Source organism: Pseudomonas sp. CC6-YY-74 (assembly GCF_002025205.1).
Classification (GTDB): Bacteria; Pseudomonadota; Gammaproteobacteria; order Pseudomonadales; family Pseudomonadaceae; genus Aquipseudomonas; species Aquipseudomonas paeninsulae.
The window spans coordinates 4,359,769-4,370,034 of record NZ_CP019947.1 but is presented as its reverse complement, the minus strand read 5'-3'; the positions used below and the strand labels follow the sequence as shown (position 1 = coordinate 4,370,034).

Sequence of the window (10,266 nt, the reverse complement as noted above, 5' to 3'; positions counted from 1 at the left end):
TTCATGAGGCGCACCATGTTCAAACAGTCCGCCCAGCATGTCGCCAGTTACTACGCCCGCACCTTTCCCGGCCCGCTTGCGTTGCGGCCAATCCTGCAGGAGCGCCTGAGCTGCGACGTGCTGATCATCGGCGCCGGCTTCAGCGGGCTGCACACGGCGTTGCGCCTGGCCCGGGCCGGCAAGCGGGTGATTCTGCTGGAAGCCAGCCGGGTGGCCTGGGCCGCTTCCGGGCGCAATGGTGGCCAGGCATTGCTCGGCTGGTCCTGCGATATGCCGCCGCTGGAGCAGGCTCTTGGCCAGGAACGCACCCGCCGCCTGTGGGACAGCATGCGCTGGGCCGCCGCGGAGCTGCGCGAACTGCCACAACGGCATGGCTTCGACGTCGATTACCGGGTCGGCAGCCTGTGGGCCGCCGTGCAACAGCGGCGCATCGCGCAACTGCGCGAAGCCCAGCACGCAGCAGTGGAGAAGTGGGGCTACCCACACCTGCGTTTTATCGAGGGCGAGGAACTGCCCGAGTGGATCGCCAGCCCGCGCTACCTGGCCGCACTCTATGACCCCGAGGCCGCCCACCTCAATCCGCTGAAACTGGCCCAGGGTCTGGCCAGCGCCATCGAGCAGGCCGGCGGGCAGATCTTCGAACAGAGCCAGGTGCTGGATTACCACCCAACCAGCGCCGGCTTTGTCGCACGCACCGAGCAGGGCGAAGTAGCCAGCGATGTGCTGGTGCTGGCCTGCAACGCCTATATCGATGGGCTGGATCGCCAGCTGGCCAATCGGTTGCTGCCAGTCGGTTCCTATCAGGTCGCCACCGCGCCGCTCGATCCCGAACTGGCACGCTCGCTGCTGCCACGCAACAGCTGCGTGATCGACAACCAGTTCGTCCCCGATTATTTTCGCCTGACCCCGGACCACCGCCTGCTGTTCGGTGGCGGCTGCACCTACCTGGGCGGTATCCCCAAGGACGTCGCCGGCGCCACCCGGCCCTACCTGGAGCGGGTATTCCCGCAACTGCGTGGGGTCGAACTGGAGTTCGCCTGGGGCGGGCATATCGACGTCAGCATGAAACGCACCCCGGATATCGGCCGCCAGGGCCAGCGCTACTGGCTGCAGGGTTTCTCCGGCCACGGCGTGCTGCCGACCCTGGCCGGCGCCCGCGCGGTGAGCGATGCGATCCTCGGCGACGACGAACTGCTAGCGCTGTACCAGGCCATTAACAACCCACGCTTCCCCGGCGGCGCTCTGCTCGCCGCGCCGCTGGAGGCGGTGGGTAAAGCCTGGTACCGGCTACGCGACATCGTCTGAATTCGTAGGCCGGAACACCACCAAGGGTTTCCGGCCTAAAGCCGGTGGATGCAACAAGCGCCATTCACCCGACCACAGCCTCACAGGAACTCAACATGGACATGCAAGATGAAGTCGAAGGTCTGGCGATCCTGATTCGCGACCTGCGCAAGCACAAGAACCTCACTCTCGGCGAGCTGGCCGAGCGCATCGACCGTTCGGTGGGTTTCCTCTCCCAGGTCGAGCGCGGTCTGTCGCGCCCCACCGTGGCTGACCTCACCGCGATCAGCGAAACCCTGGGGGTGCCGACCACCTATTTCTACAGCCTGAGCAAGCCGCGCGCGCTGCGCTGGGTGACCCGCCCCGACGAGCGGCGCACCCTGTATTACGCCGGCGGCATCACCGACGTGCTGGTGTCGCCGAGCATGTCGGCCGGCTTCTCCATGCTCGAAAGCCACCTCGCGCCAGGCGCCAGCAGTGGCGCAGGGCACCTGGACGACAGCTCCGAGCAGGGTGGTTTCGTCCTCGAAGGCGAGTTGAGCATCTGGCTCGGCGACGACCCGCAAGCCGTGACGCTCGGCCCCAACGACAGCTTCCAGCTACCGCCGCATAGCCAGTTTCGCTACGCCAACCTTACCGACCAACCCACTCGAGTGCTCTGGGTCTTCCGCTAGTCAGCCGCTCCTACAACGGCGCAGCGAAATAGCACCATTGCCCGCAGGATCATTACGTATGACAACAACAAATAGCTTCCCCGATCTGCTCAGCGAAGTGCGCGCCTTCCGCACCCAGCACCCCGACGTGCGTTACGTCGACCTGATCAGCCTGGACATTCCCGGGCACTTCTATGGCAAGCGTTACCCCGTCGAGATGCTGGAAAAGGTCGCCGCCGGTAGCCCGCTGAAGATCCCGCAGAACTGCGTGTTGCTTGGCGCCCAGGGCGGTCTGCACCCGATCGGCGACTACTGCTTCAACGACGGCGACCCGGATGCGCCGCGCCGGCTGATCCCCGGTACGCTCAAGCCGGTACGCTGGGAGAAGCAGCCGCTGGGGCAGATGCTGATCAGCTCCGATGGCACCGCGGCGCCCATCGAATTCGAGCCGCGCGAGGTGCTGGCGCAAGTGCTTGGGCGCCTGGCCAAGCGTGGCATCCGCCCGGTAGTAGCCTTCGAGCTGGAGTTCTACCTGTTCGACCGCGCGCTCAAGGATGGCCTGCCGCAGTTCCCACGCGACCCGCTGTGCGGCGATGCCGACGACCAGCCGAACATGCACATCGAACGCCTGTCGCGCTTCTCCGACGTGCTGCATGAGATCGTCGAAGCGGCCAATGAGCAGGGCGTGGACGCCAACGTGATCACCGCCGAACTCGGTCCCGGCCAGTTCGAGATCAACTTCGGCCACTGCGACGACGGCCTGCGCGCCGCCGACTGGGCCGCCCTGTTCTGCCGCAGCACCCGTGGCGTGGCGCTCAAGCACGGCCATCGCGCCAGTTTCATGAGCAAGCCCTACCTGCAGGCGCCGGGCAGCGGTATGCATGTGCATGTCAGCCTGTACGACGCCGCCGGCAACAACCTGCTGGCGGCAGACGAACAACGCCCGCTACGGCATGCCGTGGCCGGTTGCCTGGAGCTGCTGCCGCACTGCATGCCGATCTTCGCCGCCAACCACAACGCCTACCGCCGCTATGGCGCCATGGTCAACGCCGCCAGCCGCGCCAGCTGGGGTTATGAAGACCGCGATGCGTGCATCCGTATTCCCGAGTCAGACGGTAAGAACTTGCGTATCGAACACCGCCTGGCTGGCGCCGATGCCAATCCCTACCTGGTGCTGGCGGCGATCCTCAGTGGCATGGAGCACGGCCTGGATGCCCAGCGCGAACCTATCGCCCCGCTCAACGAGAATCGCCAGAGCGGCATCGACTTCCCCCAGGACATGCTCAGCGCCGTGGCGGCGATGCAGAGCCATCCGCAGGTCAACCAGGGCCTGGGCAGCGAGTTCGTCATGGTCTACTGCGAGAACAAGCGCCAGGATCATCTGGCCTTCATGCATGAACTGAGTGCACGGGAGTACCGCTGGTTTCTCTGATGCGCTAGCCAGCAGCCGGCTGAATTGGCAGGTTCTGGGTGGGCTGGCCGGCGGCGTGCCAGCCCGCATAGCCATCGATCAGGTAGCGCGCATCCAGCCCCATGACTTGCAGCATGGCGGCAATGCCCTGACTGATTTCATGACCCTTGGCGCAGAACAGGATGACCGGGCGATCCCGCGGAATCTGCTCTTTCCAGCTCAGCACGGCCTCCGGCTCGAACCACTGCGCACCGGCAATGGTCGCGGCATCCGCCAGCCGTGCAGGTGCGCGCCGCACATCCAGCAAGGTGAATTGCCGACCGGCCGCTTGCCACTCCGTCAGTTCGCAAAGCGAAATTCGGTTCATCGCGTGCCTCCTCTCAGCTCAGTTCAGCAACATATGCACCAGCAAGCCCACCAGCGCGCAGGCACCGATCACCTCGATCACCCCGCGCTTGTACGTGAACAGCGCCAGCGCCGCCGCCAGGGCAATCAGCGCCGAGGGCCAGTCGAAGCTAGCGCCGAAGCCCTCAGGCCAGAGTACGTGGTAACCGAAGAACAGCGCCAGGTTGAGGATCACCCCGACCACGGCGGCGGTGATGCCGGTCAGCGGCGCGGTGAACTTCAGCTCGCCGTGGGTCGACTCCACCAGCGGCCCGCCGGCGAGAATGAACAGGAACGACGGCAGGAAGGTGAACCAGGTGACCAGGGTCGCCGCCAGGGCGCCGGCGATAAACACCTGCTCGGGGCCGAACACCTGCTGCACATAGGCGCCGACGAAGGCGACGAAGGCGACCACCATGATCAGCGGCCCCGGCGTGGTTTCGCCCAGCGCCAGGCCGTCGATCATCTGCGTCGGCGTCAGCCAGCCGTAATGACCGATGGCGCCCTGGTAGACGTAGGGCAGCACCGCATAGGCGCCGCCGAAGGTGAGCAACGCGGCCTTGGTGAAGAACCAGCCCATCTGGGTCAGGGTACCGTCCCAGCCGTACAGCCAGGTCAGCAGGCCCATTGGCAGCAACCAGAGCACGCCACCGGCGGCCACGATCAGGACCAGCCGCGAGGCGCGAAAGCGCGCATGGGCCGGTGTCGGGGTGTGGTCATCGATCAGCGCCGGGCCGAAGGATTTATCCGTAGTCGCATGGCCGCCGCCAATGCTGAATTTGTCCGGCAACAGGCGCCCGCCGACATAACCGAGCAGCGCCGCGCCGAGCACGATCAGCGGGAACGGCACATGGAGGACAAAAATGGCGACAAAGGACGCCGCGGCGATGCCCCACAGCCAGTTGTTCTTCAGCGCCCGCGAGCCGATGCGCCAGGCCGCCTGCATGACGATGGCGGTTACCGCCGGCTTGATCCCGTAGAAGATCCCCGCCACCAGCGGCACATCGCCGAAGGCGATATACAGCCAGGACAGGCCAATCAGGATAAACAGCGACGGCAGCACGAACAGCACCCCGGCGATCACCCCGCCCCAGGTGCGGTGCATCAGCCAGCCGATATAGGTGGCCAGCTGCTGCGCCTCAGGCCCGGGCAGCAGCATGCAGTAGTTCAGCGCATGCAGAAACCGCCGCTCCGACAGCCAGCGGCGCTTCTCGACCAACTCCTGGTGCATGATCGCAATCTGCCCGGCCGGGCCACCGAAGCTGATCAGGCCGAGCTTGAGCCAGAACAGCAAGGCCTCGACCAGGCTGACGGCTTGCGGGGTGTCATGCTCGGCTGGCGGCGTAGGCATCGGCGGTGCATCCACTCGGGTTAAACGGCTGCAGCACTATAACGCGCAGCGCTGGCGGACTGATATTGCACAGCACCACAGCACCAACAGCTAGCTGATTTACCCGGCCAGAGCCGTACCGATGCGCGCCCTCAAGCGGTGTTGCCTGCTCGCGACCCTCATCAACCGGCGTTTGCGGCACACGCCGAGCCCGCAAACCGGCAGATAGGTTTTAATAGCGCTCTGCTCTTGTCCAAGGTTTACCCCAATGCCCCTGACTGCCGACGAACTTGCCCGGATCAGCGCCCTCACCCTGCAGCATTATCAGCAGGGCGCCGAAGCGTTCCGCGAGGGCACCCGCGATCACGATGTCAGCCAGAACATCGCCGCCCTGCTCGGCCATATTCAGGCCGAGGCGCCCTACCGGATCCTCGATTTCGGCTGCGGCCCGGGTCGCGATCTGCGCACCTTCAGCGCCCTCGGTCACACGGCCATCGGCCTGGACGGCTGCCCGCGCTTCGTCGAGATGGCCCGCGCCGACAGCGGCTGTGAGGTCTGGCTACAGGACTTTCTCGCCCTCGACCTACCCGCCGCGCAGTTCGACGGCATCTTCGCCAACGCCGTGCTGTTCCATATCCCCAGCCAGGCGCTGCCACGGGTGCTGGGTCAGCTGTACGCCGCGCTGAAACCGGGCGCAGTGCTGCTCAGCTCCAACCCGCGCGGGGACAACCAGGAAGGCTGGAACGGCGACCGCTACGGCGCCTACTACGACCTGGGCAACTGGCGAATCTTGCTCGGCGCCGCCGGTTTCGTCGAGTTGCAACACTACTACCGCCCGCCCGGTTTGCCGCGCGCCCAGCAGCCCTGGCTGGCCAGCGTCTGGCGTCGCGGCTGAATCGCGCCTAGGTTCGGTGCTCACGTCAGGTCTCTCACCGGCGAGTTCGAGCGCCTTCGCTCAAGCCAGCGCCGCGGCCGAACAGTCGCGGCGCGGGCAACGACACAGCAACGCTTGCTGCTCCTCCGACCTACTTGCGCCTAGCGCTATATTTCTCTGTATATAGCGCTAGGCGCACGCTAAAGTGCCCAGGCGTTGCCCGCAAACCCAGGTTCCAAGAGCCATCTGATGACTAATCGTGCCGCCCAAATATGCCTGGCGCTGTTCGCCGGCCTGACCTTCAGCGCCAGCGCGCTGGCCGAGGAAGTGCAGGTGGCCGTGGCCGCCAACTTCACCGCGCCGATCCAGGCGATTGCCCCCGCGTTTGCCAAAGCGACCGGCCACACATTGGTTGCGGCATTTGGGGCCACCGGCCAGCTGTATGCGCAGATTCAAAATGGCGCGCCTTTCGAGGTGTTCCTCGCCGCCGACGCCAGCACGCCGGCCAAGCTGGAAAGCGCAGGACTTGGGGTTGCCGGCTCGCGCTTCACCTATGCGATTGGCAGCCTGGTGCTGTGGTCGGCCAAGGCAGATTACATCGACGGCAGCGCCGCGGTGCTCAAGGCCAACCAGTTCAAGCACCTGGCCATTGCCAACCCGAAAGCCGCGCCTTACGGCCTGGCCGCGAGCCAGGTACTGGATAAACTCGGCTTGAGCGCAGCGCTGCAGAGCAAGTTGGTCGAGGGCCAGAGCATTACCCAGACGCTGCAGTTCGTATCGACCGGCAATGCCGAATTGGGCTTCGTCGCCCTGTCGCAGGTGTACCAGGACGGCCAGCTCGGCAGCGGCTCGGCCTGGGCAGTGCCTGATGAGCTGTACGAGCCGATCAAGCAGGACGCGTTGCTGCTCAAGCAGGGCGAACATAACCCCGCGGCCAGCGCCCTGATCGAGTACCTGAAAGGCCCGCAAGCCGCGGCCATCATCACGTCCTTCGGCTATAAACTCTAAGGGTTCGCCGCGATGCCCCTCACCCAAGCCGACCTCAACGCCGTCCTGCTGAGCCTGCAGCTGGCCTCGCTGACCACCGTGCTGCTGTTGCTGATCGGCACACCCATCGCCTGGTGGCTGGCGCAGACCGACTCCTGGCTGAAGAAGCCACTCGGCGCCATCGTCGCCCTGCCGCTGGTGCTGCCGCCGACGGTGATCGGTTTCTACCTGCTGGTGAGCATGGGCCCGCACGGCGCGATCGGCCAGCTGACCCAGAGCCTCGGCCTCGGCACCCTGACCTTCACCTTCACCGGGCTGGTGATCGGCTCGGTGTTCTATTCGCTGCCCTTCGTCGTGCAACCGCTGCAGAACGCCTTCGAGGCCATCGGCCGCGCACCGCTGGAGGCGGCGGCGACGCTGCGCGCCAATCCCTGGGATACCTTCTTCACGGTGGTCCTGCCACTGGCCAAGCCCGGTTTCATGACCGCGGCCATCCTCGGCTTCGCCCACACCGTGGGCGAGTTCGGCGTGGTGCTGATGATCGGCGGCAATATCCCCGGCAAGACCCAGGTGGCCTCGGTGCAGATCTACAACCATGTGGAAGCCATGGAGTACGCCCAGGCCCACTGGCTGGCCGGCGGCATGCTGGCGTTCTCCTTCATCGTATTGCTGGCGCTCTACTCGGGCCGCCGCGGCAGGCAGGGCTGGTAATGATCGACACACTGTTCAGCGGCAAGCCGCTGGCGCCGACCCAGGCTGCGCAGAACCTGATCCGCGCCCGCTTCAAGATCGAGCGTCCCGGCTTTGTCCTGGATGTCGACCTGAGCCTGCCCGGCCGCGGCATCAGCGCGCTGTTCGGCCACTCGGGTTCGGGCAAAACCAGTTGCCTGCGCTGCTTCGCCGGCCTGGATCAGGCGCCCGACGGTTACCTGCAGGTCAATGGCGAGCTGTGGCAGGACAGCGCCCGCGGCCAGTTCATCGCGCCGCACCAGCGCGCGCTGGGTTATGTGTTCCAGGACGCCAACCTGTTCGCCCACCTGTCGGTACGGCGCAACCTGGAGTTCGGCCTTAAGCGCATCCCCGCCCACAGTCGACGGGTGCCGCTGGAACAGGCGGTCGAGCTGCTCGGCATCGGTCATCTGCTGCAGCGCATGCCGGATAACCTCTCCGGCGGCGAACGCCAGCGGGTGGCCATCGCCCGCGCCCTGCTGACCAGTCCACGCCTGCTGCTGCTGGATGAACCACTGGCCTCGCTCGACCTCAAGCGCAAGCTGGAGGTGCTGCCCTACCTGGAACGCCTGCACGAAGAACTGGACATCCCGATCCTCTACGTCAGTCATTCCCCCGACGAAGTGGCGCGCCTGGCCGATCACCTGGTGGTGCTCGAAGAAGGCCGGGTGCAGGCCAGCGGGCCGCTGAAGGAAACCCTGCTGAGGAGCGATCTGCCCTTCCTGTTCGAGGAGGATGCCGAGGCCGTGGTCGATGGCACCGTCAGCCACTACGAGGCGGACTATCGACTGCTGAGCATCCGCCTGAGTGGCACCGACGCCGTGTTGCAGTTGACCCATGCGCCCCTCGCCACGGGCAAGCCGGTGCGGGTCAAGGTCAAGGCGCGGGATGTCAGCCTGAGCCTGCATAAGGCCCAGGACACCAGCCTGCTCAACCTGCTGCCGGCCCGGGTCGAACACTGGCTAACGCTGGCGAATCAGGCGCAGATACTGGTCAGCCTGCGGGTCGGCGATGAGCAGATGATCGCCCGCATCACCCGCTACTCCTTCGACAAACTGGGCATCCATGCGCAGCAGGCGCTGTGGGTGCAGGTCAAATCCGTCTCGCTGCTGGCATCCGACTGAGCGTAGCGCAGCACCTTGGCAAGACGCTGGCCGGCGCGTGGCAACACCTGCTGCAAGGCAGCCAGTTGCGACGCATGGTCTGCAGATCCGCGTCGAACTGCGCCAGCGGTTCCAGCCGATCCGCTGGATTGAGATGCTGCGGCAGGATCTGCGCACCGCTGCTAACCCGCAGCGCGCAGTGGCTGACATTTTCCAACGCGCGGGTGTTGCCGGGTCACAGCAGCCCCAGGTGCTGGGTATAGACGCCGAGGAAGTATTCCACCAAGGGCTGGCACGGTGGATATGCCGGGCGAGCAGCTCCTTGCCGGTGCCGGCTTCGCCCTCGCTCAACAGCGGCAAGGGCTGGCTGGCGATCTGGCATGCAGAGGATGGCCAGCAACCTGGCTCCTGGGAATGGCGAGCTGAGGTTCAGGCGCGCTGTCGGGCATGCTGCTCGATGCGGCTCTGCAAACGATACAAATAAACAAAGCCCTGCGCCCAATAGCGATGCCCGGACGTCACATTGATATGCCCGGCGCCACTCAGAATCACCGCCTCGCTGCCCCAGTCAGCGGCCAGCTCGAGAGCGCGCGCGGCGCTGGCGGCGGCGTCGTTGTCGGAGCCGATCAGTTGACTGGGAAATGGCAATAACTGCCGCTCGATTGGCGCGAAGTTCTGCAACGCCGGCGGGCAGTTGCTGCGCTGGACATCCGCCGGCGCCACCAGCAGGGCACCACGCACCCGCCGCAACAACTCGGCCGGTGCACGCGCAGCCCAGTGCGCCACGGTGATGCAACCCAGGCTATGGGCCACCAGGATGGTCGGGCGCGGATCACTGGCGATGCTGCGGGCCAACTCGGCCACCCAGTCGCCAAGACGCGGCGCCATCCAGTCGGCCTGCTCCACCCGCGCGCTGTCCGGCAGGCGGCGCTGCCAGTGACTTTGCCAATGCTCATCGGACGAACCTTGCCAGCCCGGCACTATCAGGTAACGGATCGCTTCGCTGCGCATCGTACGCGCCCCCCACAGGTTGCAATGCTGTGCAGTGTAGGCAGTCCGGTCTACGCATAAAAAGAATAAAAAGATATCTACTTATTCCAAAATATATTCACGAAGAAACGTCAGCCCACCGCCCACACTTATATCTAAAAGGAATAATAATAATATTAAATAGTATTATTAAGAATAACGCAGCTTGCCTAGTATCCGCTCCACACCCCCTGCAGACGGCCTGTCACAGACCGTCACGGGGACCGGCCGAGGAGCACAGACATGACCGCAACCCTTCGTAGTCTTGACGGCCAGGACGAAGCGAGCATCTTGCGCGAAATCCACAACGCCCTACACGGCCTGACGTGTGGCTCGGTGGAAATCACCGGGCGCAACGGCCTGGTGGTGCGGAGCGAACGCAAGGAACAGCTTCTCCTGCAGCAGCCAACCGGCCAGAACGCCTGCAGCGCATAACCCGAACAATCCGCCCAGCACCACCGAAGGGCGTGGCAATGAGAAGA

General features: G+C 65.2%; 11 protein-coding genes and 1 pseudogene. 8 read left to right on the top strand and 4 right to left on the bottom strand.

Features of this window, described 5'->3' with window-relative positions; translation table 11 throughout:
* Positions 1 to 15: 15 nt before the first annotated feature.
* The 3 genes from B2D37_RS19815 to B2D37_RS19805 all read left to right on the top strand — a co-directional run bounded on the left by B2D37_RS19815 (position 16) and on the right by B2D37_RS19805 (position 3,369).
* On the top strand, positions 16 to 1,305 hold the full coding sequence (locus tag B2D37_RS19815) for an FAD-binding oxidoreductase (protein ID WP_079204316.1): 1,290 nt from the start codon (positions 16 to 18) through the stop codon (positions 1,303 to 1,305).
* 95 nt (positions 1,306 to 1,400) lie between these two features.
* Positions 1,401 to 1,958, top strand: coding sequence for a helix-turn-helix domain-containing protein (locus tag B2D37_RS19810; RefSeq protein ID WP_079204315.1), 558 nt, complete (start codon positions 1,401 to 1,403; stop codon positions 1,956 to 1,958).
* Positions 1,959 to 2,016: 58 nt separating this feature from the next.
* The gene (locus B2D37_RS19805; RefSeq protein WP_079204314.1) at positions 2,017 to 3,369 is read left to right on the top strand and encodes a glutamine synthetase family protein; all 1,353 of its coding nucleotides are present in this window, start codon (positions 2,017 to 2,019) and stop codon (positions 3,367 to 3,369) included.
* 4 nt (positions 3,370 to 3,373) lie between these two features.
* Here B2D37_RS19805 and B2D37_RS19800 read toward each other — a convergent pair whose 3' ends face one another.
* Positions 3,374 to 3,715 (bottom strand): rhodanese-like domain-containing protein, encoded by a 342-nt coding sequence (locus tag B2D37_RS19800; RefSeq protein ID WP_079204313.1) that lies wholly within the window; start codon positions 3,713 to 3,715, stop codon positions 3,374 to 3,376.
* Positions 3,716 to 3,733: 18 nt separating this feature from the next.
* Positions 3,734 to 5,083 carry a chromate efflux transporter gene (chrA, locus tag B2D37_RS19795; protein WP_079204312.1) on the bottom strand — a complete coding sequence of 450 codons (1,350 nt, stop codon included), beginning with the start codon at positions 5,081 to 5,083 and terminating at the stop codon, positions 3,734 to 3,736.
* 247 nt (positions 5,084 to 5,330) lie between these two features.
* On the opposite strand from chrA, the gene B2D37_RS19790 reads away from it, so the two are divergent.
* From B2D37_RS19790 to modC, 4 genes are all read left to right on the top strand, one after another.
* Positions 5,331 to 5,957 (top strand): bifunctional 2-polyprenyl-6-hydroxyphenol methylase/3-demethylubiquinol 3-O-methyltransferase UbiG, encoded by a 627-nt coding sequence (locus B2D37_RS19790; protein WP_079204311.1) that lies wholly within the window; start codon positions 5,331 to 5,333, stop codon positions 5,955 to 5,957.
* A 228-nt stretch (positions 5,958 to 6,185) separates the two neighbouring features.
* On the top strand, positions 6,186 to 6,944 hold the full coding sequence (gene modA, locus B2D37_RS19785; protein WP_079204310.1) for a molybdate ABC transporter substrate-binding protein: 759 nt from the start codon (positions 6,186 to 6,188) through the stop codon (positions 6,942 to 6,944).
* A gap of 12 nt (positions 6,945 to 6,956) precedes the next feature.
* A complete protein-coding gene (gene modB / locus B2D37_RS19780; RefSeq protein ID WP_079204309.1) occupies positions 6,957 to 7,634 on the top strand; it encodes a molybdate ABC transporter permease subunit in 678 nt (225 codons plus the stop codon).
* Positions 7,634 to 8,776 (top strand): molybdenum ABC transporter ATP-binding protein, encoded by a 1,143-nt coding sequence (gene modC / locus B2D37_RS19775; RefSeq protein WP_079204308.1) that lies wholly within the window; start codon positions 7,634 to 7,636, stop codon positions 8,774 to 8,776. Before modB ends, modC begins: the two co-directional genes overlap by 1 nt.
* Positions 8,777 to 9,043: 267 nt before the next feature.
* Here the strand turns inward: modC and B2D37_RS24260 are convergent.
* A pseudogene (locus tag B2D37_RS24260) lies at positions 9,044 to 9,133 on the bottom strand (sigma 54-interacting transcriptional regulator); the annotation flags it as partial.
* Between the two features lie 51 nt (positions 9,134 to 9,184).
* On the bottom strand, positions 9,185 to 9,766 hold the full coding sequence (locus B2D37_RS19770; protein WP_079204307.1) for an alpha/beta hydrolase: 582 nt from the start codon (positions 9,764 to 9,766) through the stop codon (positions 9,185 to 9,187).
* 261 nt (positions 9,767 to 10,027) lie between these two features.
* Here B2D37_RS19770 and oscA point away from each other — a divergent pair, with 261 nt between their 5' ends.
* On the top strand, positions 10,028 to 10,219 hold the full coding sequence (gene oscA, locus B2D37_RS19765) for a sulfur starvation response protein OscA (RefSeq protein WP_079204306.1): 192 nt from the start codon (positions 10,028 to 10,030) through the stop codon (positions 10,217 to 10,219).
* Positions 10,220 to 10,266 lie beyond the last annotated feature (47 nt).

What these genes read in the sequence shown, in the direction of transcription:
- B2D37_RS19805 (WP_079204314.1), top strand. Translation starts at nt 2,017, where the DNA reads ATGACAACAACAAATAGCTTCCCCGATCTGCTCAGCGAAGTGCGCGCC.
- B2D37_RS19800 (WP_079204313.1), bottom strand. Translation starts at nt 3,715, where the DNA reads ATGAACCGAATTTCGCTTTGCGAACTGACGGAGTGGCAAGCGGCCGGT.
- oscA (WP_079204306.1), top strand. Translation starts at nt 10,028, where the DNA reads ATGACCGCAACCCTTCGTAGTCTTGACGGCCAGGACGAAGCGAGCATC.
- B2D37_RS19770 (WP_079204307.1), bottom strand. Translation starts at nt 9,766, where the DNA reads ATGCGCAGCGAAGCGATCCGTTACCTGATAGTGCCGGGCTGGCAAGGT.
- modA (WP_079204310.1), top strand. Translation starts at nt 6,186, where the DNA reads ATGACTAATCGTGCCGCCCAAATATGCCTGGCGCTGTTCGCCGGCCTG.
- chrA (WP_079204312.1), bottom strand. Translation starts at nt 5,083, where the DNA reads ATGCCTACGCCGCCAGCCGAGCATGACACCCCGCAAGCCGTCAGCCTG.
- modB (WP_079204309.1), top strand. Translation starts at nt 6,957, where the DNA reads ATGCCCCTCACCCAAGCCGACCTCAACGCCGTCCTGCTGAGCCTGCAG.
- B2D37_RS19790 (WP_079204311.1), top strand. Translation starts at nt 5,331, where the DNA reads ATGCCCCTGACTGCCGACGAACTTGCCCGGATCAGCGCCCTCACCCTG.
- B2D37_RS19810 (WP_079204315.1), top strand. Translation starts at nt 1,401, where the DNA reads ATGGACATGCAAGATGAAGTCGAAGGTCTGGCGATCCTGATTCGCGAC.
- modC (WP_079204308.1), top strand. Translation starts at nt 7,634, where the DNA reads ATGATCGACACACTGTTCAGCGGCAAGCCGCTGGCGCCGACCCAGGCT.
- B2D37_RS19815 (WP_079204316.1), top strand. Translation starts at nt 16, where the DNA reads ATGTTCAAACAGTCCGCCCAGCATGTCGCCAGTTACTACGCCCGCACC.